The sequence below is a fragment of the Terrilactibacillus laevilacticus genome (assembly GCF_006517395.1).
In the GTDB taxonomy this organism is placed as follows: Bacteria; Bacillota; Bacilli; order Bacillales; family Sporolactobacillaceae; genus Terrilactibacillus; species Terrilactibacillus laevilacticus.
The window spans coordinates 1-26828 of sequence record NZ_VDCY01000007.1; the positions used below are offsets into that span (position 1 = coordinate 1).

The following is a 26828-nucleotide window of genomic DNA, read 5'->3' on the forward strand; positions in this document are numbered from 1 at the left end:
CGCACCCGAAGGATTGTTTTGCTTCCTGCGCTCGACTTGCATGTATTAGGCACGCCGCCAGCGTTCGTCCTGAGCCAGGATCAAACTCTCCGAAGTACAGGATGTACGAGCTTCGACGTTGCAACAGGACGTTGCGTCTTTAGTCGAAGTTCCTTACAATGTCGGCGTTGTCACAGGACGTGACGTTCTTAACCGACAATCCATAACCTGTTATAGTTCATTTATAATGAACAAATCATTAAATCGTTTCATTTGATCCATCGCTCTTTTTTCAAAGAAATCAATCGGTGTTACCCGTTTGATATTACGCTTGGCTTTTGTTTAGTTTTCAAAGAACAATCTCTTGATAATTTTAGATGGTGGGCCTGAGTGGACTCGAACCACCGACCTCACGCTTATCAGGCGTGCGCTCTAACCGGCTGAGCTACAGGCCCATCTAATAATCTATCATTTAATGGAGCGGGTGATGGGAATCGAACCCACGACCAGAGCTTGGAAGGCTCTTGTTTTACCACTAAACTACACCCGCATATTTATTAAGGAAAGCTGGTCGGGAAGACAGGATTCGAACCTGCGACCCCTTGGTCCCAAACCAAGTGCTCTACCAAGCTGAGCTACTTCCCGTTATGGCGCGCCCTGGAGAACTCGAATCCCCAACCTTCTGATCCGTAGTCAGACGCTCTATCCAATTGAGCTAAGGGCGCAATATCATTATTTGGTGCGGTCGAGAGGACTCGAACCTCCACGAAGTCTCCTCCACTAGCCCCTCAAGCTAGCGCGTCTGCCATTCCGCCACGACCGCAAACAATCTAATATATATAAAGTATCATTGTTTTTGAATAGATGGTGCGGGTGAAGGGACTCGAACCCCCACGTCGCGAGACACTAGATCCTAAATCTAGCGCGTCTGCCAATTCCGCCACACCCGCATCTTATTCAGTTGTTGCATAGTGTAAATGGTGAGTCATGGAGGATTCGAACCTCCGACCCTCTGATTAAAAGTCAGATGCTCTACCGACTGAGCTAATGACTCAACTTTGGCTGCCCCAGCTGGATTCGAACCAACGCATGACGGAACCAAAAACCGTTGCCTTACCGCTTGGCTATGGGGCAATATCATTAAAATCAATGGCGGACCCGACCGGATTTGAACCGGCGATCTCCTGCGTGACAGGCAGGCATGTTAACCACTACACCACGGGTCCCCTACTAATAATTAAATTATCAATGGTGACCCGTACGGGATTCGAACCCGTGTTACCGCCGTGAAAGGGCGGTGTCTTAACCGCTTGACCAACGGGCCACAAACAAAAGATGATAAGCTGGCGGAGAAGGAGGGATTTGAACCCTCGCGCCGCTTTCACGACCTACACCCTTAGCAGGGGCGCCTCTTCAGCCACTTGAGTACTTCTCCAAATTTGGCTCCACAGGTAGGATTCGAACCTACGACCGATCGGTTAACAGCCGATTGCTCTACCACTGAGCTACTGTGGAATATTTATTTCATTAACAGCGACAATAAATATTATATAACATTTCGTTTTTCTTGTCAATAACTTTTTTAAAAGTTTTTTTAAAGACGTTTTATGTCATAAAAGGTAGAAACAACAGACCTTCAATACTACTTGTCTAGCGACAACATTCTTAAATCTTATCGAATGTTTCGTTTTCCTTTTGACGACTTTATTAATTTAACATAAGGATTAGACATTAGTCAACACTTTTTTTAAAAAAAGTTAATTAAGCTTAGAATATGACATTTCGACAGTCAATATCGAGATACCATGGTTGGGTGAAATACTTTAAGAGGTTGTTCAAAAAGCCGCCAAATGATAGTGCTAATCTCGGCGCCCACTTGTTTTTTCGGTCCTGATGTAGTGGATACAAGAGGATCTCTAGCTAAGATCGCTCACGTCCTGTAGCTGGGGCTTGACGCCACCACATCATGTGGAATGCTGGTCCAAAGAAAACAGCACCGCTCTTAGCCTGCTTGCTTCTAATTTTCCACCTTTTTGAACACGCACTTTAAGTTATTTTAATACTAACTTACCTCTGCATTTGCCACAAACATATTTCGTCGTATCAATACGTCTCTTCCTCTTATAGCTTGTCCCACACGTTTTGCATTTATAGGTGTATTGTTTTGTAGATATTCTTTTTAACGAAGTTATTTCTTTACAATACCTAGCTCCACCCACTTGATTTAACAAAAGTATAAAATCCTTATCTCGATGTTTATAGCCTTTCCCTTCTAAGTGTAAATGGTAGTGGCACAGTTCATGTTTAATAATCTTAACTAATGCTTCTTTTCCATGAACAGCAAGTTGATGTGGATTACACTCGATATGGTGGCTTTGAAGAAGATAACGTCCCCCTGTTGTTCTTAGCCGAGGATTAAATCTCGCTTGATGAACGAATGGCTTATTAAAACTAGTTAGAGAGATATGTTCAACTAATCTTTGAAGTTCTTCATTAGTCATGACTAAAGAATGCACCTTCTTTTCCTGATTCTCTAAACTATTGTACATCAAAGAAACATGGGATGTCTTCCTTTAAACCAAATGGGTTTGTCATCTCCACTTACCACCACACTTTGAACTTCTCATAACTGAGAGTCGCGAGTGTTCTCAGCTGGTTCACAAAATTTCAATTTGATTAGCTTTAAATAAAGACCATTTTAGATCTTATTTGACTGGACAAGCTCTATTTTCTGATGACCATATTTTCAATCAAATTTACCATAATTTATTTTCTTTTAGGTACATAGTCAAGCTGGAATACATAAGATAGTTATAAATCGATCGTATATGAACTGCGTATTTTTCTGTTAATCATCAAAGAAATATACCGAATAAGCTTAAGATACTATTATACCCAAGCCACGATCATATCTACAGCATCATTTTTGCATGAGAAAGGGTAACTTTATTTGCTAACTTCTTGTTCGTCCGTTTAAGGAACAACTTTATACTCATTTAACCATTAGAGTGCTCAAAAAGGTGACAAATGAAATGGCTACTGGCTAAGTACGCTGGCATCCTGCAAGAAACGCCAGTACTAGCCCGTCCTGGGTGTCGGAGGAGAAGTCGCGTTACAGTTCCTTAGGACCGGCATTCCACATGATGTGCTAACTTTAGGCGCCAGCCACAGGACGTGAGCGATTTTAATTGAAGATCCTCCTGTATCTAATACATGAGGACCGAAAAAACAAGCGGGCGCCGAGATTCGCAGTTTATCATTTGGTGACTTTTTGGCCTACCTCTTAGACGGAAAAAATCACGAAAAAGGAGGGCTCTTAATGCCTATTTGGTTTAAAAATCAACTTCAAGATGCTTATTACAACAAAGATCGTTATCAAATTAAACTCCTTAACCAATGTTGGTTTTTCTATCAAAAAAGAAACTGTTCTTAACAAACTGAACAGTTTCCTTTTTGTCAGATTAACAAATCCTATTAACTTATCTAAACCAAACAAGGATCCATTAAAAAGATATCCAGTAGGGGTGATATAATAGACGCTCCTACAGATAAGTTTACTTATTTATTTAGTGGCAACATCGATAAGGCAATACGTCCGGTTTCGGGATTCACGTCTTCTACCCACACGGTGACAATCTGCCCCACATGAACCACATCTAATGGGTGTTTAACAAATTGATTGGATAACTTAGAAATATGAACTAAACCATCTTGCTTAACCCCAATGTCGACAAAAGCGCCGAAATCGACAACATTACGTATCGTTCCTTCTAATTGCATTCCCTTCGATAAATCTTTCAATTCTAAGACATCTGTTTTTAATAGCGGTTTTTGAATGTCATCACGCGGATCAAGCCCTGGTCGAAGTAATGCCTCAATAATATCCTTAAGAGTAGGTTCCCCTATTTCTAATTTATGAGCTAAATCGGCACTAGATACTTCAGCAAATCTTTGTTTGAGTTGATCCGTTCCGATGTCATCGAGAGAACAACCCATATGCTCAAGTAATTTTAATGTATCACCATAGCTTTCTGGATGAATAGCGGTATTATCTAAAGGTTGATCTCCTTCTGGTACTCGCAAGAATCCCGCACATTGTTCATATGTTTTCTGTCCTAAACGAGGAATCGACTGCAACTGTTCTCGATTTGTAAATTTCCCTTGACTATTTCGAACTTTTACAATGTTATTTGCGACCGTTTTTGATAATCCTGAAACATACTGTAATAGCGACGGAGAGGCAGTATTAACATTGACCCCAACTCGGTTAACGGCCGTTTCAACGGTAAAGGTTAGTGACTCATTCAGATCTTTTTGGGATACATCATGTTGATATTGTCCTACACCAACACTCTTAGGATCTATTTTGACTAACTCGGCTAAAGGATCTTGCAAACGTCTCGCAATCGACACAGCACTACGCTCTTCCACTTTGAGATTTGGAAACTCCTCTCTAGCTAGAGGTGAAGCCGAGTAAACACTTGCTCCAGCTTCATTGACGATGAGATAAAATATGTCTTTTCCTTTCGTATCTCTCAGAACGTCTGCAATAAATTGTTCTGTTTCCCGAGAGGCTGTTCCATTTCCAATCGCTATCATCTTAATATTATATTTTTTAATAAGATGTAAGACATGTTCCTTTGATTTCTCAATTTCTGATCTAGGCGGGGTTGGATAGATCACGGAAATATCCAACACTTTACCAGTGGCATCGATAACAGCTAATTTACAACCCGTTCGATACGCAGGATCGACACCTAAAACAACACACCCTTTGATTGGTGGTTGCAACAATAAAGACTGTAGATTTTCAGAAAAAATATGAATGGCTTGTTGGTCAGCCTTTTCCGTCAAAGCTTGTCTTAAATCGCGTTCAATAGCCGGTGATATGAGTCTTTTGTATGCCTCTTGGGCTGCTGCATTTAATAATCCAGCAGCCGTCGTCTGCTTTTGTTTTATAACTATTTTTTCTAGATAAGCTAAAATTTTATCAACAGGAGCAAGGACATTTACTTTTAAGATTCCTTCTTTTTCCCCACGATTAATCGCTAATACTCGATGGGGAACAATGCGATCTGCTTTTTCTTGATAGTCATAGTACATCTCAAAAACTTTCTTTTCATCTTTCTCTTTTTCCTTACCAACACTAACTTGGATAAACCCTTCTTTAAAAGTGACACTTCTTATCCATGTTCTTATTTGGGCGTCATCTGCGATCATTTCTGAAACAATGTCTTGTCCACCTGAAATGACATCATCTAATGTATCTACACCTTTATCTTTATTAAGGTATTTTTCTGCCTCCTCTTCAATTGGAGAAGTTGGGAAAGTTAAAAGAAAATGGGCGAATGGCTCAAGACCTTTCTCTTTTGCTATCGTTGCTCTTGTTCTTCTTTTTTGTTTGTACGGCCTATAAATATCTTCAATCTCCTGCAGTTTCGATGCCATACTTATTTTATGCATTAATTCATCCGTCAGTTTACCTTGTTCTCCAATAAGTCTCGTGACTTCTTCTTTTCGTTTACTAAGTTGCATAGCATAGCGATATTGATCGTATATCGCATTTATTTGCACCTCATCAAGACCGCCAGTCATTTCTTTACGGTATCTTGCAATAAATGGAATTGTATTATCATCATTTAGTAGCTTGATCACTTGTTTAATTTGTTTTTGCGTGATATGTAATGTTTCTGAAATCGCTTTATAGATATGATCATCTATACTTAATGTTTGAACCAATTCAAATCCTCCCTATTTCATTCATAGTTACTCTATTTTGCTCTTTTCTTATAGTCTAATTATATAGTATGTATTCTCATTTATCATGTCTGGCATTGAATCGTGGTATTAGTTAGGCTTTCTGATATTCAAAAAGTCCGATTAGATACCCGCTGCTTTGGACCAAAAAAAAGCAACCTTTATATGGTTGCTTTGGCTTCTTTTGGCCTTCCAATTAAGAGAGTCATATCATCGTCATAACGTTCTGAAAATGTTTCAAACGACCTTTCTACTTCTTCTTCGATTAGCATCCGATACAAACTTTTGATGTCCGAGACGCGATTAGATCGAAAAACGACACCATCAGAATGCATCACGAATAAGGCTAAGCTTGGATATACGAAGGTTTGAACTTGACAATGAATCGGTCTACCTGTTAAGAATCCTTGTTGTGGGATTGGGATAATAGGTTTTCCTTCAATCGGATGAATCGATAACTTAATATTACCAATACCACAATAGGAGACTTTCTTTTCTTTAAATAAAATTTTAAAAATACTAACGACAGCACCTCGATAATTGACTAAGGCGTCATTTATCCGTTCCATAATTAAATCAATAGGTTGATCATATAGTTTCTTGGCTGTATTTGTTACTCGTTCAGCAGCTTCATTTGCTCCCTGTCCACTGCCTAATCCATCAGCCAAGACGCAAAGAAGAAAGTGATCCGTCTCTTTTATATAATAACTATCCCCGCAGAAAGGATTGTTATGTTTCGATTTCTGCAAGGCTAAAACACCAAAGTTTTCTAATGGAAATCTTTCAATCATTTTAATCGTTCCAGTCCTTCATCAGGTAGAGTTTTTCTTAACTTCTTCAGGGCTCGTCTCTGCAGTCGCGATACATGCATTTGAGATATCCCTAACTTTTCACCCGTTTCTTTCTGACTCAAATTCTCAAAATAAGTATAATTTAATATATCTTTTTCACGATCATCCAATACATGAAAAGCCTCTTTTAAAAGTAATTGACTTTCAATTTGTGTATAACCTTTTTCCTGTTTTCCTACAAGATCGAGAAGAGTGACTGTACTACCTTCCGAATCAGCTTCGATTTTACGATCAACAGATAAAGCATAATAACTGTTACTCATTTCCATTGTTTCTAGAACATCTTCTTCTGAAACGTCCAAGTATTCTGCAATGTCAGCGACTTTTGGAGAACGTTGTAATTCCCTTGTCAAATGTTCTACGGCCTTATTTATCTTTGGACCAAGCTCTTTCACACGCCGTGGTACATGAACTCCCCATGTCTTATCGCGAATATACCTTTTAATCTCACCCAAAATGGTCGGCATAGCAAATGATTCAAAACTTCTATTAAAAGATGGATCGAAACGTTTAAACGCAGCAAGCAAACCAATCATACCCACTTGATACAAATCTTCTTGAATATCTTTACTTTTCGCGAATTTATTTGAAAGGATAATAACAAGTTTTTCATATTTTGCTAGAAGTTTAGATTGGATGGTCTCATCATCTGGATTTTTTTGATAATCCAATATTAGTGACTGTATTTCATTCTGTTGTTGTTGAGACTCTGTTGGCATTCATATCCACCTCGTCTCTGTTCAGTAACTTAGACATTTTTACAATAATGCCCGAGCCACTACTAATGTTTACTTCATCCATTAATGTGTTGATTAAGAAAAGCCCTAGCCCTCCTTCATTAATTTGATTTAAAGACATGGTAACATCAATTGGTTTCAACTCATTTAAAACTTTGTCTACTTCAAAACAATTTCCTTGATCGATGACAGTGATCGTCAACGATGTTTCGGAACAATTGAGATTAATTTCAATTTGTCCTTCATCGACATTTTTATAGGCATGGTTTACAACGTTCGTACACGCTTCTGACACAGCAATTTTGATGTCTTCAATGTCATCATAATTAAACCCCATCCGATTGGCAATTCCTGACACGGTTAACCTTGCAACACCAACAAACTCTGATTTAGCTGGAATCTTTAAGCTGACTGTTTCGTTAGACGTTTCCATCATATATCCCCCTCTGCCGATGCCACACGTTTAGCTTTCAGAAGATCCATAAGACCTGTGATCATAAATAATCTTTCTACACGTGGTGTCATTTCTACAACATCAATATGCGATTGATGTTTTTCTGCTGATTTAAGGGCGGCGATAATTACACCTAGTCCCGTACTATCCATGTAAATGGTTTCTTTAAGATTAAGAATCGTGACGGCCCCTTCTATTTCAGTTAACGGTATTAATGTTTCCTTTAATTTGGGTGCCGTATAAGCATCAATTTCTCCACTAACGCTGACGATATGTTTATTTTGTTCTTTTTCTTGCTTAAGAATATTTAAATTCATGTTGATCCCCCTAATGATATAAATCATTTAGTCTACCATTCCCAATCTTAGATACTAGTAAACTTAAAACTTTAAAACAATTAAGGTAAAATCATCTCGTAAAACAAAGTCTTGTAACATTTCGAGATTATAATATACTTGATCAACAATTCTTTGAGCAGGAGAATGCATTTCAGAACGAATAATATCGGCGATTTCACCTCGTTCAAGAAATCCTTTTTCTGTACGGCATTCTGTTACTCCATCGGATAGTAAAATAATCATGTCCCCTGGTTCTATATCTAACCGATACTCAGTATAATTGGAATGCCTTCTTAAACCAAGAACAGACCCTTTTGCCACTAATTCTTCAAATCGGTCATATTTGTGATTATAGAAGAAACCCGGTTCATGACCCGCTGATGCAAAAGAAAAAATGTTTTCATCGGCATGATAGACGCCATAGAACATGGTTATAAACATGCTAGGATCAATATTTTGTTCAACGACATGATTTAAACTAGATAAAACATCTCCAGGTTGCTTGCGATAGTCAGGCAAACTGTCCATAGCATATTTAATCATAGACATACACATCGCTGCTGGTATACCTTTACCTACTACATCAGCAATGGCTACACTTATTGAATGATCATCTTGTACAAAGTGATAATAATCGCCGCTCATTTTTTTAGCTGGTTTAGAAATAACGCCTATATCTACGCCATGTCCGGATGGAATTTCACCTTCTACCAGTGATTTTTGAATATTTGCGGCAATATCAATTTCTGCATCTAATTGTTCTTGCCTTGTTCTTAAACTTTGATGTTCACGATAAGCAAAACCATAGCCAATCATCACTTCAAGTAAAAATTCTAAAGAATCCATCACTTTTTGATCAACATGAGGGATTATACGTTTAACGACCTCGATGTGCATGCTCACAACATCTTCTGGAGAGACATGTTGTTCAAGCATTTTCCTGCTAAATTTTTGACCTTTATAAAGTGCTCTTTCATCTCTTTGTTCAATATATTGTGCAAGCATTCTTTCATATTGACTCAGTTTAATAGTATAATCCATATTGCATTCGTGTCCCCTCTCTCATTACCGAAGCCACTTAATTGCTACAATATTTGTCCCCTTTTCCAAAGTTGAATCAATTTTAAATATATCCATTAATCTCTTTACGCCAGGAAGGCCTGCTCCAAGTCCACCAGATGTTGTATAACCATCCTGCATAACTAATCGTATATCTTTTATTCCAGGTCCCTTATCTCTAGATGTTATTTTTAACCCTTTTTTCCCTAGATTAACAATGGGTTCTATGGTAATTTCACCATTATTTGCATATAAATAAATATTTCTTGCTAATTCGGATATCGCTGTTGTTATTCTAGCTTGATCAACATGACCAAACCCCATTTCTCTTGAAATTTGGCGCCCAAGTTGTCTTGCTTGTACAATATCCCACTCGTTATTAATGGGTACAGAGGAACGAGTCTCCATGATCATCCCCCCAAATCCTGTTTCAATTTGGCTAATCCTTTTTCCAAATCTAACGCAGTAGAGATATTATTTAATCTGATTCCGAGGTCTGTTAAAATGATAGCGACGGCAGGACGAATTCCTGTAAGAACGACTTTTGCTCCTAAAAGATCTGACATTTTAACAACATCGCCTAAAATTTTAGCAATATAGGAATCAATAATATCAACGGTTGATAAATCAATGACAACCCCCTTTGCCCCTGTCTCATGAATTTTTTCAAGTAAATCTTCTTGAAATTGGATAGCTGTATGATCATCTAGTTCGATTTGAATTGAAATCAAGAGATAATCTCCGAGCTTCAGAATAGGTATTCTCACTGTTTGCCATTCCCTTCCGTGATTGTGATTACCTTTCTTTCAGTTATTTTCAGAGCTTCCTCTATTCCTCTTTGCAAAGAACTCTTTGTAGGAAACTGATCAAGCTCAATACCAAGATTTACGATGGTTTGAGCAATCTCTGGCCGTATTCCCACCAAAATACACTTCGATCCTACGAGCCGGACGGCTTCAGATGCTTGGATGATATGATGAGCGACCATGGTATCCACAACCGGGACACCTGTTATATCGATAAGAACAACTTCAGCATGGTGATCTATAACGCCTTGCAATAAGTTTTCCATAATTAATTTAGCTCGTTCTGTATCTATTGTGCCAACTAGCGGCATCACTGATATACGATCCAAAATGGGTATAAGTGGAGCTGATAACTCGAGTAATTCAGATTTCTGGATTGAAATCGTTCTTTCCCAAGTTTCTGTCGTATCTTTGATTAATTGATTGAAAATCGGTTCAACAACTCTATCTGTGTGTTCATATAACTCTAATAAATTTTCAGGATCTTTTTCACTACGCTTAATAACTTCCATAACAACACGTCTAAATACTTGGAGTCCAATCGATAAATAATTAATTGGTACCTCCAATTTCATAATTTTTTTGATAAAATCACGAACATCATCTGTATTTTCTATATTCAATAAATAGGTATAGATGACGTCTACAAAATTATCATTCGCATTACTCAAGTTTTGATTAGGTGCTCGATAATTTGGAAACTCTGGAAGCTCCTCAGCCATTTTTCTCATCCATGCTTCATTTATCTCTTTCCTCTTATCCTTTATATACTTAATCACAACTTTTGGCATTCAATCTCCCAACCTTCTCGTCAGTTTCGAATTCTTATCATTTATTATTTCATGCCTTTTCTATTTAATCAATGAATATGGTAGTTGTATCGACAAAACGTAATGGACTGTAACATTTTAATTACATTACGAATAAAAAAATATTAATTTTAATAGACTAGAGCGGCAATCTTTAACAAAAGAGCCAAAACAAAAAAACATCTTCTGTAGATGGCTAGCGTTTGCTCGCACGATCAAATAGAAGATGTTTTATATTTTGGAGGTGGTTAATAAAAGTATTCCATACACAAAAAAACTAACTATATCGTTTTTATTTAAAAATCGACCAAACTCAAACTTATCTGTATAGCCTCATTTACACGCATCATCATATCCTCATCAAGGTGAGTAATTTTATCGGTCAGCCTCTGCTTATCGATGGTTCTTATTTGCTCCAATAGAATAACTGAATCACGATCGAAACCGTATTTTTTTGCGTCGATTTCAACATGTGTGGGTAACTTGGCCTTTTGGATTTGTGCGGTTATGGCAGCAATAACTACTGTTGGGCTAAAACGATTGCCAATGTCATTTTGGATGATTAATACCGGCCGAACACCACCTTGTTCCGAACCAACGACCGGAGAAAGATCGGCAAAGTAAACATCGCCGCGTTTTACAATCACCAACTACACCCCACTAACTAGGCGCTCTAAAGTAGTTTCTGCCTCCTCTTCAGCTAAAAAAGATTCAGAAGCAATGTTCAGATTAATTTTTGCCATTTCCATGTAGCCTTGACGCATCGCTTCACGTATTTGCCTTTTATTTCGTTCCCGCAAATACATTCTAATTGCACGATGCAAAAATTCACTCCGATTCACATTATCTTGCTCTGCAACCCCGTCTATTTCAGTTACTAAATGTTTGGGTAAGTTTACTTTAATCTCTTTTGAATTCGACTCTGACATTGGGTACACCTCCAACACTTCATTACGAACTATCTTATTCTAAAAATTATCATATCATGCCAAAACGTCGTTTGCAAAGACAATTTATTTTTAAAAATGTCCTGTTATTCTTTTGACTCCGAATAAAGAACTTTCTTTTGAATGAGTGGATTATATACCTTCGTTTGTTTTCCATGTCTCAAGTATATCCTTGGAACGCGATAACTAATCATACAAACCACTTCATAATTAATCGTCTGAAGAAGATTCGCAATATCATCTACTGAAATAGTTTTATCACCCATCTCACCGATAAGTGTCACGCACTCGCCAATTGGCCATTTTTTCGGTAGCTTACACATCAGCTGATCCATACAAACCCGACCTACAATTTCACAAATCTCACCATCAATAAGTACAGAGCCACGATTAGATAAAGACCTTGACCATCCATCTGCATAACCTATAGGTATTGTCCCTATCCATTCTTTTCCTTTTGTATGATAGGTTTGTCCGTAGCTTATGCCAGTTCCTTGTTCAACTTGTTTCACATTTGTAAGACGACTATACAATCTGAAGGCTGGTTTTAAGGGAAAAGGTAAGTGATCTCTCATATAAGGTGATGGAGCCATTCCATACATCGCAACACCAAACCGAACTAAGTTAAACAATTTGTGTGTTGGATACTTTAATGTTGCGGCACTATTTCCACAGTGAATAATATTAGGGTCCACACCTTGTTTGCGCATTCGACTGACCATGTCGTTAAAACGGTGAAATTGTTGATCAAAATATGATTCATCTTTTTCATCTGCCGTCGCAAAATGAGTAAAGGCGCCTTCAACAACGAGACGCGAATCTCCCTTTACACTGTCCAATAGATCTACAAGTTCCTCATCACTTCGTACACCGATTCTTCCCATTCCTGTGTCACATTTAACATGTAAAAATACAGGGGAGGGATCATGATAATAGGTTAATGCTTCTTCTACCCATTCCTTTTGATAGACCGTGAGCGAGATATGATACTTACTAGCGATGCTAATATCTTTAGGACGGATGGAGCTCAAAATGAGGATAGGTGCTTTAATACCAGCTTCACGTAATTGAATCGCTTCATCCAATAGAGCAACACTCAGCCACTCCGCACCAGAAGCGAGTGCAATTTTGGCAACTTCAACAGCACCATGGCCATAGGCATTAGCTTTAACCACACCCATTAAAGACATATCTTCTGGTAGGTGTTCTTTCATTTTGCTTACATTATGTTCAATGGCATCAAGATCAATGGTCGCCCACGTGTCTCTATAAAAAGATTCTTCCATGATAGTTTTACCTTCTTTATAACATAAATTCATATTTAAAGCTCTATAAGAGGTTTCCTTAGACATTTTAACAGTAAGTCCTACCTAGGACATGCTTTTACTTTCGAACATGATAAATAGCTATAATTAATTAAACCACTTTTAGTTGAAAAGAAAAAGAGGAAATCTTGATAATTCATTCATTTTCTCATTATTTCACATTACTGTGCATGTGTGCACGAAAATGAAACTTTCTTCAGTGAGGGTTTTCTAGCCGTTAAGGCGGGGTAAAAATATAGGATCATATAAAAAGCCCGCACACTGGCGAGCTTAAATTAGATTTCACTTTATCTTATTTTTCGACCTTCCCTGCAACTGACCTTGCGACATCTTGCATTTCTTGATCGGTTAGTTTATCCGAAACAAGATAATAATCTGTTCCCCCGTGTGACCATGTGAGTGAGTTTTCACCGAGTGTCGCTACACCCGAACCCATATTTACAGGTTCCCCTGAAACTTGTACTGGACTACTGGTTGACATAACCTGGCTTTGCGATTCTATCAACGTATACGGCTTTTTACCCGAATAGCGAAGAATAAATTTCTTTGATCCGCCAGTTGTTACGGATTTCATTTCTTTCATTTTTGTCCCTTCTAATTTTATCGTTGGATAGGCCACTTCAAAACTTGTTGAAGAGGTAACCTTACCGGAAGTTGATTGACTTTTTTCCAAACTGGATGTTGTCATGTTTTCCTTTACATTAAAATCAGAAGTTGATAATTTTGGATCTACCTGGAAGTTCTTAAATGTTACATCAACAACAACATTCATATCTTTATCCATGACCTTTACAGATGTTGGTGTTAAATCCTTTTTCAACGTGATTTGTTGATTAGCGAGTTCTTTTGTTTGGTAGCTTGTTTTGGTTTTGAAAATATACTGGTTATTCTTTGATGTAAAGGTTGAATCGGCATCGTTCATAATGTCATTCGCTAATGATTGAAAGAGATAGGCTTGGCTACGATTATTAGGCCAATTGCTATCAAATTTATAAGTTTTATTTAATTGAGGTGTTAATACATAGACGCCTTCTTTGTTACGAAGGATCATTTGGGTATTTTGTTTCTTCATATCTGATAACACAACACGATAATATGACGGTTTTTTAAACCAAATCTCTGCTTGGTAGGTTTGATTTTTCTTACCTTGTTTAAACGTTAGCAAGGCATTTGTTTTATAGCCTTCCATCTTATCTAATTTATTTCCCAGATCAGCTACGACATCCTTTTGTGATTTTGTACCACAACCAGCCAAGACAAACAAGAGCATGATACTAACTAAAAAGATACCTACGATTCTTTTTCTCACTCTTATCCAACCCCTTTGTCTCATATCGGTGACAAAGGAGGGATTCTATGCTAACACATCGTATCAAGATATAAATCATGCAAGACAGTTGGTATTGTCAGACTCAAATCACTTGCCAGCACATCTAATAATGAATGGTTCGTTTTCACAAGTTGATCAGCTGCAGCGCCATGTACATAAACAGCGTTGCTTATCGCATTTAATGGATTTTCATGTTGTAATAAGAAGGCAAAGATGATACCTGTCAAAACATCTCCGGATCCTCCCTTAGCTAAGGCTGGATTACCCGAAACATTAACTACTTGTTCTCCTGAGGGTGAAGTAATAATAGTGTTTCTTCCCTTTAGAACAAGATATACCCCATGTTCTTTTGCAAAGGTCTCTGAAATGCCAAAGCGGTCATTCTCGACTTCTTTTATTGATTTACCGGTTAATGTTGCCATTTCACCTGGATGAGGCGTTAAAACAACTGGTGCTTGATGTGTTTTTAATGTTGATAAATGATTGGTTAAATGATAAAGACCGTCTGCATCTATCACAAGGGGGATATCTTTCTCACCCAAAACTTGAGCTAACAAGGCATCTCCATCTTCACTTCTTCCTAAACCTGGCCCAATTGCCATCCCTTTATACTTTGAGAAATCAGTTGACTCTCTTGATTCAAAAAGGACCTCAGGCAATCTGGAGCATACAGTTTGCTTTGCTTTATCGGCTATGCTTAACCATAATAGACCGATCCCAGAACGAAGAGCTGATGTTGCAGATAGGATAGCCGCGCCTGGCATATCTTGAGAGCCTGCGATCAGGAGTCCCTTACCATGAGTTCCTTTATGTGAAAAAGGATCTCTTACAGGTAATGTATGTTTGACATCTTGCTTTGTCCATACTTGCCTTCTTAAACCTTGATGGGAAATGGCCTTCTTAGGAATTCCAATTTGAATCACATCTGTTTCTCCAAAGAACGTAGCAGCAGGCTGGGTATACATACATAGCTTCGGATATTGGAGTGTATAGGTTTGTTTAGCATATACCGCTTCATGTGAGAACGATTCCCCATTCGCAATAACACCACTAGGCAAATCGATGGACACCACGTGCGCATCTGCTTTATTAATTAAATGGATAGCGTCTAGATAAGCTGGTCGTGGCTGACCTTTGATTCCAGTTCCTAGCATCGCATCAATGATAACCGTGTAGTTTGATAGCTGGTCCTCAAAATGATGAGACTTACGACATATCCCCTTAATTTTCCCGCCTGAATTTAAGAATACATTCATGTGATAGGCTGCATCACCTTTTATTAAGTGTTGATCTTCAACTAACCAAACATCCGTAGCAAAATTATGATTCTGCAGATATCTCGCTACAACAAAACCATCACCACCATTGTTTCCTTTTCCAATAATCACAGCAATTTGATCTTCTGCTTTTAATTTGGATATAAGGTGATGGAATATCCCTTGTCCGGCATTTTCCATCAAGACCTTACCCTCAAGCCCAATGACATCCATAGTATAACGGTCAATTGCTTGCATTTCTTCTTGCGATACGATGTGCACTATAGTCCCTCCTAGCGCAATTTAAATATATGAGACAACTTATCCTATTATGACAAGCTTTCTTTTTGAAGTGCATTAGTTCAACTAGAAAAAGCTGAATAGGCTGTTCATTTTATCTATTAAATTTGCTCAATAACAACGTAAGCAGCAGCATGTTCCTTAGTGTGAGTGATCGATACATGTGCTTTCTCATGATCTGTTTGAGGTTTTGAAAAAAAAGGTTGTCCCTGCTCATTATTAGAAACTTCCATTTGGTGAAAGGATAATTTCTTTCCAATTCCTGTCCCTCTTGCCTTAGAATAAGCCTCTTTTGCAGCAAAACGTCCTGCCAGATACTCTGCCTTGCGGTGAGTACTTAGCGTATAGTATCTTTCTCTTTCTTTACATGTTAAGATTTTTTCTATAAATTGATCATTACGTACTAAACGCTCAATACGAGAGAGTTCGATCATATCAATGCCAATTCCTATAATCATGTTATACCCCTATTTCAAAAATTTAATGGTTGAAGAAGTTGTTCAAAAAGTCACCAAATGATAAGCTACGAATCTCGGCGCCCACTCATATCCTTCTTGCTTCTAAGTTTGTCACCTTTTTGAACACGCACTAAAATTTATCTTATCCTCTTTTTAGATTATACTAGATAGAAGAGCATGTCATGTTTAGTTTATGTTTATCTTTACCCTTACATAATCTCAACCATAATAGGTCCTTGCAAATGCATAAACCATTTTATTTTTTAAGGAGGATAAATCTTTGTTTTTACGTACCGAAAATTTTAAAACCTTTATTCGAAGGTACCCCATTGTCTCACTATTCTTATTCATCATGATACTCGTGTACTTGCTCGTCTTTTTTGATTTTTTTCTTAATCGATATATCGGCTTGAATACGGGATTGGGCGACCTTATTATTCGATTTGGGCTTGGTGTGAACGCATCTATTTCACAAGGAGATTGGTGGCTTCTTATCACACCGATTTTCCTACATACGACATTTGGCCACATCTTGTTTAATGCTTTCTCATTGTATATTTTTGGTCCAGGACTGGAATATATTTTAGGAAAATGGAAGTTTGCTATTGCTTTTATCGGTTCAGGAGTCATCAGCAATATTGTTTCATACTTTATTGAAAGTCAAAATTTCGCTCATCTTGGTGCCAGCAGTGCCCTTTTCGGTTTATTTGGCTTGTATTTGTACTTGATCCTCTTTCGAAAAGAACTATTGTCTAGTCAAGATCGAACAATCATCATGATCATTATGATAATTAGTCTGATTTCGACTTTTATTTATCCAAATATTGATATATTAGGTCACTTATTTGGGTTCCTCGGCGGCTTAATTCTTGCTCCAATTGTATTTATCAAAAAGGCCCGTTAAATTTGATGATCGGAAAATAGAGGTAATAATCGTGTCGGAAGAGAAACAACTTGTACCTATACAACGTTTATGTTTCTCTTCGGCATCTTTTCGAAAAAATAAATCATGATTTTTCTGAAGATTCTAATTAAATATTCGTGTATCGATAACAAAATGGTGATGATCATTCTCATTTTATCAATACTAAAAAGGTTAATTAGTAACAATAAGCTATCATTTTAATCGATCGTATTTTTATACTTATGGGATTTCGGTTTCATCCAACTTCTCTTCATGGTATGATCAATACAAGTAAAACGATAAAATGATATTGGATGTTGATTCCTTATTATATATGTGAGTGAGATTCATGTTTTAACCGATTAGCAAGTATCGGCATTAGAGGTGGTTTGACTATGATCGGAAAGCGTATCCGTTATTATCGTAAACGGGCAGGTTTGACACTTGAAAAACTAGCTGAAGGAATTTGCTCTATCTCATATTTAAGCAAAATTGAAAATGGTGAGAAATCAAGTGAGGAAATCATCAGACTCTTATTTAAACGTCTTGGTATGACATATGAGGAACATATCAATCCTCAAACCCTCTCTGTTGAAATTGAGAAAAAACTTATGGAACTCTATCATTATTTAAATGAACAAAATGCAGATAAAGTCATACCTTTATTAAAATATATACATAAACAGTTAGAAAAAGACTCTTTTCCCGAATACCAAACGAGGTATGAGCTATTGCACGTGAAATGGTTAATTGTTCAAGATTGTTTGGTAGATGCCGAAAGTGAGCTAAAGCGTTTATCTTTATTCTATGACACGATGGATAATTATTCAAAATACTTTTATCACTTGTTTAAAGGCTGTCTTTATTTTCATATGTCTGATTCTAAAAACGCATTAGTCAATTATCAAAGAGCCGAAAAATGGTTTAGTAAACTTGAAATGAAAGAACGAGAGAAAGCTGAATTAAATTATGAAATCGCCTGCACGTATGAGCAATATTACCACATGAATAGTTGTATTAATTATGCGAACAGAGCTTTGGAAATCTATAATAAGGAATATCATCTAAAAAAAATCTCGAATTGTCATCTTCTCTTAGGCATTGCTAATCGAAAAAGCTTAAATTTTAATGCAGCGGAGTATCATTTTAGACAAGCTTTAAAATTTACTGAAGTCTACGATGATCAAGAAACATCCAGCATTATCTATTATAATTTGGGTTTAATGCATAATGTACAAGGACATACTAACGATGGTATTTCGCTGATTAAAAAATCCTTGCATATACCATCTACCCATGAAAATCATGGATATGCCTTATTTGAATTAGCGAGGGTCTATCTTTTTACCAATCATATTCATGAGGCAAAAAAAACCACGTATAAAGGACTTTTGCTTTCGAGAAAATATCACCTAGAGAACCACATTCTATTATTTCAAGCTTTAGAATTAAAAATGCAAGAAGAGGAAGCCTATTACGCATTCGTTCACCACCAAGTCATTCCTTATTTTAAGAAAAAACGAAGGTGGGATATTGTTGCAAGCTTTGCTGAAGATCTAGCGGACATAGCTTATAAGGATCGTAAATATAAAAATGCTAGCCTATATTATCGAACAGCGAATGAAGCAAGAAAAAACATCAAATAGAAAAATAAGATTTAAGAGATCGTATCCAGGAGAATCAAGACGTAACTCGGTATGACAAGAATCCACCATAGGGATGGTCTATAAAAATCAAGTGGAATTAATATCGTGTTTATACTTGTATAAATAAGCTAGACGTCTACTCTTAGAATGATTATATTCTTTTTTTATCAAACGATAGAGTAATCTATGGTAAAAAGCATTGAAATTTAGGTATAAATTCGTCATACTAGACATGATAAATATTATTTCATTCTTCATGTATGTTAACGAAAGGAGATGAACCTAAAATGGCTTTTGTCATTACTTCTGCTTGTGAAGAAGAAAAAGCTGGGGAATGTGTTGAAACTTGCCCAGTTGATTGTATAGCTGAAGGTGAAAAGATGTTTTATATTGATCCTGATATATGTATTGATTGTGGTGCATGCGAAGCAGTGTGTCCAGTAGAAGCTATCTATCCTGAGGATGAAGTTCCTGAAGAAGAACAAAAATACATCCAATTAAATCAAGATTTCTTTAAATAAAATATCCCATATGTTGTATTCATTCACATATGATGATTTTCCCGCATTAACGGATAGTAAGGGTCCCCCACCTCAAGGGAATGACCTAAGATTACACATAAAAAATCGTCCTTTCTTTAAAATGGTTGTTTAGTCACTTTCATTTTACTAGATCGGACGATTTTTTTGTTTTTTTTTAAAGAAAATGATGAAAAAGTGGCCTCCATAAAGTCATCTTACACTGACTTTATGGACATTTTTTCATTTAAGAAATGATTTAAATAGATTGTATATGGCTTTACGATAGAGTTTATCCCGATTTTTTTCTCCACTCTCCCATAATGTAAGTTCTCTGCGAAAACTATAATTAACCTTTACGAATGAAAGGTTACATGTTTTTTGATAACCAAAATTCAATTCATTTTTGTGGTTGCAAACTTTAATCGAATAGCTTAATGCGCCATTTCAATAAGTTCTAATTAAATTTGAAATGTATGTAAGCAGTTCCACCCGTAAATATTATGCCTATATATCTAATAATATGCCCATTCAGAAAGAAGTGGATGTTGATAAAAACGTTTAAATCTCATAGTAAAGATAATAATATATATGATTTTTGATTGGAAGTGGATAGAGATTGTTATTAAAACGAGGTATTATTTCCCTTTTTAGCATTGTTTTCGGAATTTGTTTTTTTGGAGTTTTTTTACTTTGTTTTACTTTCCCTATGTTAATTAAAATATATAACCATATAGATAGAGTTTCAATTGCTCTATTTCTCTTTTCTTTTATTGTTGTCATTTTTTACATTGCTGTGTACCATTTTTTATCCAATAAAAAGGCTTTTTGGTTAAATCACATCACTTTTGGGTTATTTGTGATTGCTGTACTTATTGAAATATGGATAATTACAATGTTTAAAACGATACTACCTCCTAAAGTAGATGGGGGACATACATATGCTGAAGCTTTGTACTTATTAGCCCATGGTCATAGTTCAGGAAATATCTATCTCAAAGTTTATCCAAATAATATTCCAATTACAGTTTTAAGGTATTTACTTTATCGTATTTGTTCAATTGTTCATATTAAAAACTATTTAACCATTGAACGAATAATATGTGCCATCTTATTGAATGTTAGTATCTATTTTTCTTGGAAGATTGTTAAAAACTATTTCGATAAGAAAATGGGTATTATTTTCCTATTAATGAATTTAACTTGTTTTCCACTATTTGTTTACATTCTTTACTTTTATACTGATACAATGGCCATTATTTTTCCTGTGCTTCTTTTATATCTTTGGTTAATATATCAACGTTCTATGAAAATTAGATACATTTTATTATTAGGTTTATTTTTAGGAATTGGTTGTCAAATTCGGCAAAATCTCATTTTATTTCTTCCGGCACTAGCTATATATATGAGTTTTGTATTACGGTGGAAAAAAACAGTTGCAAATCTTTTAATTATAATCGTCGCTTTTTTTTCAATTCATTTTATCGCCCAGACTTATTATATACATCTTGGTTATAATCAAAGTAATAAGTTCAAAATGCCAACCACTCATTGGATAATGATGGGGTTATCAAAAGATGGTGGATATAGCACGAAGGACTATATGATAACTAGATCTCAACCAAGCCAACAAGCTAAAATTCAAGAAAATATAAATCAAATAAAACAAAGAATATATGAAAAAAAGAATGACGGTTTAGCTTATCTTTGGGGAGTAAAAATGGCTAGAACATGGGCTGATGGAACTCGAGGATATTATTGGTATACATATATATCAACTCAGAGACCATTAATCTATGAGTACTTGTTCGACCATCAAAAACAACTCATTCTGTTTGTTATACAAATTTTTCACATTGTGAATATCTTTTTCTTGCTTATCTCTACTCTTCATTTTTTTCGAACAAAAAAAGTGAACCTTAACCTGTTTATTCAAATTTGTTTATTTGGAAACTTTGCTTTTTACGTTTTTTTATGGGAAGCTGAGCCAAGGTATACCTTATTGTTCACACCGTATATGTTATTAGGTGCTGTGTTTGGACTTAATGAAATGATAAAAATATTAGCTCGTATTCGAAATGAACAGCCAAAATTAAAAAAAGGTGGAAAATGGCCACCGCAAATATTTTTTCCAATAAGTTTAATTATTATTGTCATTGTCTGCGCACTATTAAATTACCAAGAATATGCTAAAAATAGAATGGATTATAAGCAATACTCTGTTAATCAATTTTACAATACTGGTGGAGCAAGTGTCCCAGTAAATAAAAATAGTATGATTGAACAGACATTTAATCCTCAATATGCATTTAATCATATATTGCTAGGCGTAAAGAGTATAAATGGGAAAGGAATCTATGAGATTTCAATTTCTAAACTTGGGTCAAACAAAGTATTGTATAAGAAATCCATCAATTCAAGTCAGGTTGAACCTAGACATTATTTAGCTATTGTAACCCGAAAAAATATACCAAGTAGTTATCGACATTATAAAATATCTGTCAAGCAAATATCTGGTACTCACCATTCTTCAATCAACTTATCATTGAATGGAAGAGGCTATGAATGGCGAGATCTCTATAAAGGCGGTGTTATTATACAAAATAATAAAGCGTTATCAAAAGCTGATCTACAATTTAAAGTATATAGATTAGTCAAAAAACCCTATTTAAGTGCAAAATTATATGTTTGTCTATTCTCAGTACCAATCTTCATATTAATTTTCTATATCTATAATGTGTTGAGGTATAGAAGTACAAAAGTAAAGAGAGTTTTGACCTAATGGGTTAAAGAAAAGTATAAAAAGTTTATTGTAGATTGAGGACGAAATTTAAACCTGTAGATTAGCATCTCTTTCATCTAAAAATAAACTCTACGCCCGGTTCCGGCGTAAAAGCGAGTAGAAAACGTGTTTGATCACACCAAAGGCAATCGGTCGTTTCGTAGTTTTTCTTTAATGGGTCTCGGTAAGGTCGTGTCGAGTTGGGATTGTACCATTGGTCCTCAATCTCCAGAACGCGCAGGATCCGCCTAGCCACCTTCCAGATAATAGGGAAATAAAAAACAGATGAAGATAATACGGTTCGTTTTTCTTCAGCTGTTTTTTATGGACTTATCAGACAGCCCCATCTTTATTTATTACCCTACTCGATAACCTTGACTTTTACTGTACGACGTCCCCAGTCTAATGCTTCTGAATTGTCATTAAAAAACAGATCAATTTTCATCCCTTTAATGGCCCCACCCGTATCCGCCGCAATAGCATATCCATACCCTTCAACATACAGTTTAGTTCCTAGCGGAATGACGTTAGGATCAACAGCAACCACTTTCGCTTCAGGGTTGGCTCTAAGATCAATCCCAGAAGCGGTCACACCCGAGCATCCTGAACAATAGGCTGTATAACCCGTACTATTGGCAAAGAATTCTTTTACTGTATGTGTTGCTACTTTTTCTTTTTCTTGCTTATCTTTTTTAATTACCTTACTTTGTTTATGAACGATTGTTTGATTCCTCCCAATGGATTCCGACGATTTAGATGGAGGAGAAGTTTTATGTTTATTTTCACCTTTTGCTAAAAATTGATATGTTTCAGGACCTACAATTCCATCCACTGTAATATTATTTTGCTTTTGTAAATCCACTACAGCTTTTTTCGTTAGTGAACCGAACACTCCATCCATTTTTGCACGATAATAACCCTTATCACTTAAAACATTTTGAAGTTGTTTAACATCTTCTCCTGTACTTCCCATTTTTAATGTCAACTTCTCTGCAATAAATCGGAACAAAGCGTTTTTCGTTTGATCACCAACAATACCATCCACTTTCAGATTTTCTTCGCTTTGAAACGATTTTACGGCTTTTTCAGTTGAATGACCGAAATATCCCGTCGAATTTTTTATTTTATAATGTCCAGTTTCTCGTAATATGTCTTGCAGTGTCTTAACATCGTCATCAGTAGTCCCTTTATACAAGACTTTTGATCCTTGTTGAAAGAAATGTGCATCGGCTAGCGAGGGCCCAGCCAAAATAGATGAGGTAACGGTTGCTGCAATAGCCGTGTGTTTGATTAACCACTTATTCATACTCATTAAATATCCTCCTTATGCCTTTTGATTTATGTTCCTTCTAAACAAACATAAACACCAATACTAAAGACAAATATGCAGTGTCTTTCATAGATGGATTTTCCACTGCACTAAACATCCTTGGTTTTATCCCACTTCCAAGCTAGTAACTTCTCCCTCTACTACTGATATGACCTTAAAACATATAAATGATTTACATTTACATTACAACATGACATACAATCGAAATAATTTACATTTTTTATTAAGTTAAAAGGGTTCGTCTTGGAACTAAGCTACACGATTTAAGGCATCGCCTGTTTTTAGATTTCCACGCGTAAAAAAAGCCAAAAACATCATTTGCTCTGAATTGGCATATATTTCTAAATTAAATTAGTCAACTCTCGTTTATTTAAATGGTTAAATAACCAATTATAGTCAAATTAGTCAGTGGTCTATTCGGTATGAATGCCTCCGCATATGATGAACTATCACGTGAATAGGGGGGGAAGGAAAATGACTGATCATCCAAATGAAAAACCAGAGGTAAAAAGTTCTATGGATAGTAAGCCGTTATCTGACACCAACGAACAAATACAGGCCATTAATCAACGGCTTACCAATACACTTGTCTCAGGTATCTTAAAAAAACACGGAGTAGATCGTTCGAAGCTTAAACCGTTATCAGAAGAAAAAAAGCAAGAACTTCGTGACTTAGTAAATGACTTAAAAAGCAAACTTGAAGCCTTATCGTCAAATACAGTTAAAGAGTCAGCCGAAGAGGCAGCTCCTACTAAAAAAAGGCGGATAAAAAGAAAAAGTCTAATGGAATAGTTTAATCATAATTAGTCAATTGTTCATTAAATACAATATCTTGATAATCATAAGGAGGAAAATAAATGGGATTATTTGATGAAGAAACTAAAAGTCGTAATAAAGGGTGGTGCGCACTTGAAGATTGTGACCACCCACTTAGTACAAATTCAGATCTTAGTCAGAACCTTGACCAAGTAAACACGACATTCCAAGGTACTGATGAAGTTATTGTTATTAAAGATTCTTGTGATGTTGAAGTAAGGACAACATCAACTGAGGCAGCGGTAACCATTCAACTCGCTATTCAAGTCGCTGTTTTTGTTATTGTTCAGATTGCTGTTCTCAATGATATTGAAGAAGCAGAAATTACTCAAGACTTACTCCAACTTACGAAAACTAAACAAATTAACAAACAAAAAACAATTATTGAAAACTCTCGTGGTGTTAAAGTTAGAACTGAAGATACAAATATTGCTGTATCTGTTCAAATTGCTGTTCAAATTCTTGTCGCTATTCTCGTTACACTTGAAATTCTTTAATAAGATTAGCTCTTCCCCTGTATTTTCTATACAGTTGAAGAGCTTTTTCTCTATGATGTTAATTTTATTCAATACGCCTATAGGCTCTTACGCTTGTTATTTATGAGTCTCCCATTCTCTTCGTAGGATACTCATCATGATACGATCGTACCGCTGACCATCTCGATAGACAGCTTCTCGCATGCGGCCTTCTTCTTGGAATCCTACAGCTGTATAAGATCGAATGGCTGGTGTATTATTACCTATTACATCAAGACCCACTCGATGAAGATTAAGCTCATAAAAAGCATACAAAAGAATCAATTTTAAAGCTTCTTTTCCATAACCTTTGCCCCTGTCACTTCGATCTCCTATTCCAATAGCTAAACTAGCTATACCATTGTTCCACTCAATTCCGTGTAGGGCTACAAATCCAACTAATCGATCATCTTGGCAGGTTCTAATACGAAATTGAATATGATTAGAACTTTCTTCATCTTGGGATTGAAGTTCTTTAAGCTACAAAGGGATCGCCATATCACTATCCATCCGTCTTAAATAATCTGCATCTTCTTGCCATTTTGCCATGACTTCAGCATCATCTGGGCGAATTGATGTCAGTTTAACCAGTTTACCGCTAAAGATGTTGTGATTATTTTCCATCTTTTCTCCTTCCTCATCATATGTCTATATTAAGTGAATGTTCTTTGAGTATTATCTAATTTTGATTAACCTTTTCGTTTGTCACCTTTTGAACACTCACTTAAAATTCTTATTTTTGCGATAGTCCGTCCAAACAAACAAGGAAATACCTGTAAAAGCGATGAGTGCTAAAAAAGGAATCGTGATAAACCCAAATAATTCAAAGTACTTTTGACTGCATGACACACCCGCCCCGCAAAACGTTTGTCCTTGCAAGGCTTGGATATGCTGCTCCGCATAATGATAAGCTGAAATTAAGCCTCCAACCATAGATAAAGGTAAAATGTATAGGGCAATTTGACGATCATTCCTAAAACAAGCAATGCCGAGTAGGATGGTTAAAGGGTACATGAAGATCCGCTGAAACCAACATAACTTGCATGGTGTCCAGCCAAGTATTTCACTTAAATACAAACTGCCAAACGTGGCTAATATGGCCATTAACCAAGCTAAGTATAACCTATAATTAAAACCGTCTTGATTTTCATTATTTTTCATCTCATTAGTCGCCTTGTTTTAAAGAATGATTTATCGCTTCCTTAACGACATCATAATCAAGAGGATTATTCACAAGTTTTCCGTCAATAAACAAACTTGGCACGACCTCAACCTTCATCGACTTAGCAAGGTTATAATCTTGAATCACATTGTTTTGATAACTTAAGTCATCGAGTGTTTGTTTGTAATTCTTTTCGTCTAATGATGGAACAGTTTTCTTTGCTATAGACGTTAAAAGATCCTTTGTGACCCATTCTTTCTTTTCATCACCTTGAGCGGCATATAAGGCTTTATGAAAATTCCAAAATGAATCAGGATATTGATGGTATATCATTTCAGCTGCATTTGCAGCTAACTGAGATCCTTTACCTAAAATCGTATAATTGATAAATGTAAAACTTACTTTTCCATTATCTATAAAATCTTTTTTTATTTTGGGAACAATTCTTTGTTCGAATTCTTTACAATATGGACATCTATAATCACCGAATTCGACTAATTTAACAGGGGCATTCGCAGTCCCCATGATCGGTTGTTCTTTATAATTGATGGAAGGTGTCTCTTGTGACGACGGGTTGTTCTGATTTTCATTTGGTTGACTCGATTGTTGTGTCTTTAATACAATACCAATAATAGCAACTAATAAAATTATAACGAGAGCCGTACTTATTACGACAATTTGTCGTTGTTTTCTTCGAGTGACTTTTTCTTGCTCATAGTGATTTTTTGGCTTTTTTTTATTGGACATTT

At 36.2% G+C, this 26828-nt stretch carries 26 protein-coding genes, 12 tRNA genes, 1 rRNA gene and 1 pseudogene; 7 read left to right on the forward strand and 33 right to left on the reverse strand.

Annotation, left to right across the window (positions count from 1 at the left end; all coding sequences use genetic code 11):
• From FG390_RS15915 to FG390_RS09455, 14 genes are all read right to left on the reverse strand, one after another.
• A 16S ribosomal RNA gene (locus FG390_RS15915) occupies positions 1–96 on the reverse strand; the annotation flags it as partial.
• A gap of 261 nt (positions 97–357) precedes the next feature.
• Positions 358–434, reverse strand: a tRNA-Ile gene (locus FG390_RS09395).
• 21 nt (positions 435–455) lie between these two features.
• Positions 456–529, reverse strand: a tRNA-Gly gene (locus FG390_RS09400).
• Between the two features lie 18 nt (positions 530–547).
• Positions 548–624: transfer RNA gene (locus FG390_RS09405), tRNA-Pro, on the reverse strand.
• A 3-nt stretch (positions 625–627) separates the two neighbouring features.
• Positions 628–704, reverse strand: a tRNA-Arg gene (locus FG390_RS09410).
• A 12-nt stretch (positions 705–716) separates the two neighbouring features.
• Positions 717–802: transfer RNA gene (locus FG390_RS09415), tRNA-Leu, on the reverse strand.
• Positions 803–844: 42 nt separating this feature from the next.
• Positions 845–929, reverse strand: a tRNA-Leu gene (locus FG390_RS09420).
• A 28-nt stretch (positions 930–957) separates the two neighbouring features.
• Positions 958–1033: transfer RNA gene (locus FG390_RS09425), tRNA-Lys, on the reverse strand.
• 5 nt (positions 1034–1038) lie between these two features.
• A tRNA-Gln gene (locus tag FG390_RS09430) sits at positions 1039–1113 on the reverse strand.
• A 16-nt stretch (positions 1114–1129) separates the two neighbouring features.
• Positions 1130–1205: transfer RNA gene (locus tag FG390_RS09435), tRNA-Asp, on the reverse strand.
• 23 nt (positions 1206–1228) lie between these two features.
• Positions 1229–1303, reverse strand: a tRNA-Glu gene (locus FG390_RS09440).
• A 20-nt stretch (positions 1304–1323) separates the two neighbouring features.
• Positions 1324–1414 (reverse strand) — tRNA-Ser (locus tag FG390_RS09445).
• A gap of 5 nt (positions 1415–1419) precedes the next feature.
• A tRNA-Asn gene (locus FG390_RS09450) sits at positions 1420–1494 on the reverse strand.
• Between the two features lie 536 nt (positions 1495–2030).
• Complete coding sequence (locus tag FG390_RS09455; protein ID WP_141190790.1) at positions 2031–2480, reverse strand: SprT family protein; 450 nt, start codon at positions 2478–2480, stop codon at positions 2031–2033.
• An 818-nt stretch (positions 2481–3298) separates the two neighbouring features.
• Between FG390_RS09455 and cmpA the strand changes: the two genes are divergently transcribed.
• Positions 3299–3412, forward strand: a complete 114-nt coding sequence (gene cmpA, locus FG390_RS09460; RefSeq protein ID WP_141190791.1) for a cortex morphogenetic protein CmpA — start codon at positions 3299–3301, stop codon at positions 3410–3412.
• Between the two features lie 125 nt (positions 3413–3537).
• Here the strand turns inward: cmpA and FG390_RS09465 are convergent, their stop codons facing one another.
• The 15 genes from FG390_RS09465 to acpS form a co-directional block, all read right to left on the reverse strand.
• Positions 3538–5718, reverse strand: coding sequence for a Tex family protein (locus FG390_RS09465; RefSeq protein WP_246092859.1), 2181 nt, complete (start codon positions 5716–5718; stop codon positions 3538–3540).
• A 179-nt stretch (positions 5719–5897) separates the two neighbouring features.
• Positions 5898–6527 (reverse strand): SpoIIE family protein phosphatase, encoded by a 630-nt coding sequence (locus FG390_RS09470; protein WP_141190792.1) that lies wholly within the window; start codon positions 6525–6527, stop codon positions 5898–5900.
• Entirely contained in the window at positions 6524–7306 is a 783-nt protein-coding gene (sigB, locus tag FG390_RS09475; protein WP_141190793.1) for an RNA polymerase sigma factor SigB, read from the reverse strand. Before sigB ends, FG390_RS09470 begins: the two co-directional genes overlap by 4 nt.
• Positions 7275–7757, reverse strand: a complete 483-nt coding sequence (gene rsbW / locus FG390_RS09480) for an anti-sigma B factor RsbW (RefSeq protein ID WP_141190908.1) — start codon at positions 7755–7757, stop codon at positions 7275–7277. The genes sigB and rsbW overlap by 32 nt, the downstream gene beginning before the upstream one ends.
• Positions 7757–8095: an STAS domain-containing protein gene (locus FG390_RS09485; RefSeq protein ID WP_141190794.1), complete on the reverse strand. Its 339-nt coding sequence runs from the start codon at positions 8093–8095 to the stop codon at positions 7757–7759. Before FG390_RS09485 ends, rsbW begins: the two co-directional genes overlap by 1 nt.
• A 63-nt stretch (positions 8096–8158) precedes the next feature.
• Positions 8159–9157: a PP2C family protein-serine/threonine phosphatase gene (locus tag FG390_RS09490; protein WP_141190795.1), complete on the reverse strand. Its 999-nt coding sequence runs from the start codon at positions 9155–9157 to the stop codon at positions 8159–8161.
• Between the two features lie 24 nt (positions 9158–9181).
• On the reverse strand, positions 9182–9583 hold the full coding sequence (locus tag FG390_RS09495) for an anti-sigma regulatory factor (RefSeq protein WP_141190796.1): 402 nt from the start codon (positions 9581–9583) through the stop codon (positions 9182–9184).
• Positions 9584–9585: 2 nt separating this feature from the next.
• Positions 9586–9942, reverse strand: coding sequence for an STAS domain-containing protein (locus FG390_RS09500; protein ID WP_141190797.1), 357 nt, complete (start codon positions 9940–9942; stop codon positions 9586–9588).
• Positions 9939–10772: an RsbT co-antagonist protein RsbRA gene (gene rsbRA, locus FG390_RS09505; protein WP_141190798.1), complete on the reverse strand. Its 834-nt coding sequence runs from the start codon at positions 10770–10772 to the stop codon at positions 9939–9941. Before rsbRA ends, FG390_RS09500 begins: the two co-directional genes overlap by 4 nt.
• A 314-nt stretch (positions 10773–11086) precedes the next feature.
• Positions 11087–11437 carry a type II toxin-antitoxin system PemK/MazF family toxin gene (locus FG390_RS09510; RefSeq protein ID WP_141190799.1) on the reverse strand — a complete coding sequence of 117 codons (351 nt, stop codon included), beginning with the start codon at positions 11435–11437 and terminating at the stop codon, positions 11087–11089.
• A gap of 3 nt (positions 11438–11440) precedes the next feature.
• Positions 11441–11719, reverse strand: coding sequence for a CopG family ribbon-helix-helix protein (locus FG390_RS09515; protein WP_141190800.1), 279 nt, complete (start codon positions 11717–11719; stop codon positions 11441–11443).
• A gap of 104 nt (positions 11720–11823) precedes the next feature.
• Positions 11824–13023, reverse strand: coding sequence for an alanine racemase (gene alr / locus FG390_RS09520; protein ID WP_141190801.1), 1200 nt, complete (start codon positions 13021–13023; stop codon positions 11824–11826).
• Positions 13024–13354: 331 nt separating this feature from the next.
• Positions 13355–14371, reverse strand: a complete 1017-nt coding sequence (locus FG390_RS09525) for a LolA family protein (protein ID WP_141190802.1) — start codon at positions 14369–14371, stop codon at positions 13355–13357.
• A 50-nt stretch (positions 14372–14421) separates the two neighbouring features.
• Positions 14422–15930 carry an NAD(P)H-hydrate dehydratase gene (locus FG390_RS09530; RefSeq protein WP_141190803.1) on the reverse strand — a complete coding sequence of 503 codons (1509 nt, stop codon included), beginning with the start codon at positions 15928–15930 and terminating at the stop codon, positions 14422–14424.
• Positions 15931–16049: 119 nt separating this feature from the next.
• The gene (gene acpS, locus FG390_RS09535; protein WP_141190804.1) at positions 16050–16406 is read right to left on the reverse strand and encodes a holo-ACP synthase; all 357 of its coding nucleotides are present in this window, start codon (positions 16404–16406) and stop codon (positions 16050–16052) included.
• Positions 16407–16686: 280 nt separating this feature from the next.
• Here acpS and FG390_RS09540 point away from each other — a divergent pair, with 280 nt between their 5' ends.
• The 4 genes from FG390_RS09540 (at position 16687) to FG390_RS09555 (ending at position 22256) form a co-directional block, all read left to right on the forward strand.
• Positions 16687–17310, forward strand: a complete 624-nt coding sequence (locus FG390_RS09540; RefSeq protein WP_141190805.1) for a rhomboid family intramembrane serine protease — start codon at positions 16687–16689, stop codon at positions 17308–17310.
• A 395-nt stretch (positions 17311–17705) separates the two neighbouring features.
• Entirely contained in the window at positions 17706–18956 is a 1251-nt protein-coding gene (locus FG390_RS09545) for a helix-turn-helix domain-containing protein (RefSeq protein WP_141190806.1), read from the forward strand.
• 287 nt (positions 18957–19243) lie between these two features.
• Positions 19244–19477, forward strand: coding sequence for a ferredoxin family protein (locus tag FG390_RS09550; RefSeq protein WP_141190807.1), 234 nt, complete (start codon positions 19244–19246; stop codon positions 19475–19477).
• A gap of 616 nt (positions 19478–20093) precedes the next feature.
• The gene (locus FG390_RS09555) at positions 20094–22256 is read left to right on the forward strand and encodes a glycosyltransferase-like membrane protein (RefSeq protein ID WP_141190808.1); all 2163 of its coding nucleotides are present in this window, start codon (positions 20094–20096) and stop codon (positions 22254–22256) included.
• Between the two features lie 361 nt (positions 22257–22617).
• Here FG390_RS09555 and FG390_RS09560 read toward each other — a convergent pair whose 3' ends face one another.
• Positions 22618–23568, reverse strand: coding sequence for a peptidoglycan-binding protein (locus FG390_RS09560; protein ID WP_141190809.1), 951 nt, complete (start codon positions 23566–23568; stop codon positions 22618–22620).
• Between the two features lie 492 nt (positions 23569–24060).
• Between FG390_RS09560 and FG390_RS09565 the strand changes: the two genes are divergently transcribed.
• Positions 24061–24378, forward strand: a complete 318-nt coding sequence (locus FG390_RS09565) for a hypothetical protein (RefSeq protein ID WP_141190810.1) — start codon at positions 24061–24063, stop codon at positions 24376–24378.
• A 65-nt stretch (positions 24379–24443) separates the two neighbouring features.
• Positions 24444–24899, forward strand: coding sequence for a spore coat protein (locus FG390_RS09570; RefSeq protein WP_141190811.1), 456 nt, complete (start codon positions 24444–24446; stop codon positions 24897–24899).
• 96 nt (positions 24900–24995) lie between these two features.
• Here FG390_RS09570 and FG390_RS09575 read toward each other — a convergent pair.
• The 3 genes and pseudogenes from FG390_RS09575 to FG390_RS09585 form a co-directional block, all read right to left on the reverse strand.
• Positions 24996–25541 (reverse strand): annotated as a pseudogene (locus FG390_RS09575) (GNAT family N-acetyltransferase).
• A 96-nt stretch (positions 25542–25637) separates the two neighbouring features.
• Positions 25638–26078, reverse strand: coding sequence for a disulfide oxidoreductase (locus FG390_RS09580; protein ID WP_141190812.1), 441 nt, complete (start codon positions 26076–26078; stop codon positions 25638–25640).
• A gap of 4 nt (positions 26079–26082) precedes the next feature.
• Complete coding sequence (locus FG390_RS09585; protein WP_141190813.1) at positions 26083–26826, reverse strand: DsbA family protein; 744 nt, start codon at positions 26824–26826, stop codon at positions 26083–26085.
• Positions 26827–26828: the final 2 nt, after the last annotated feature.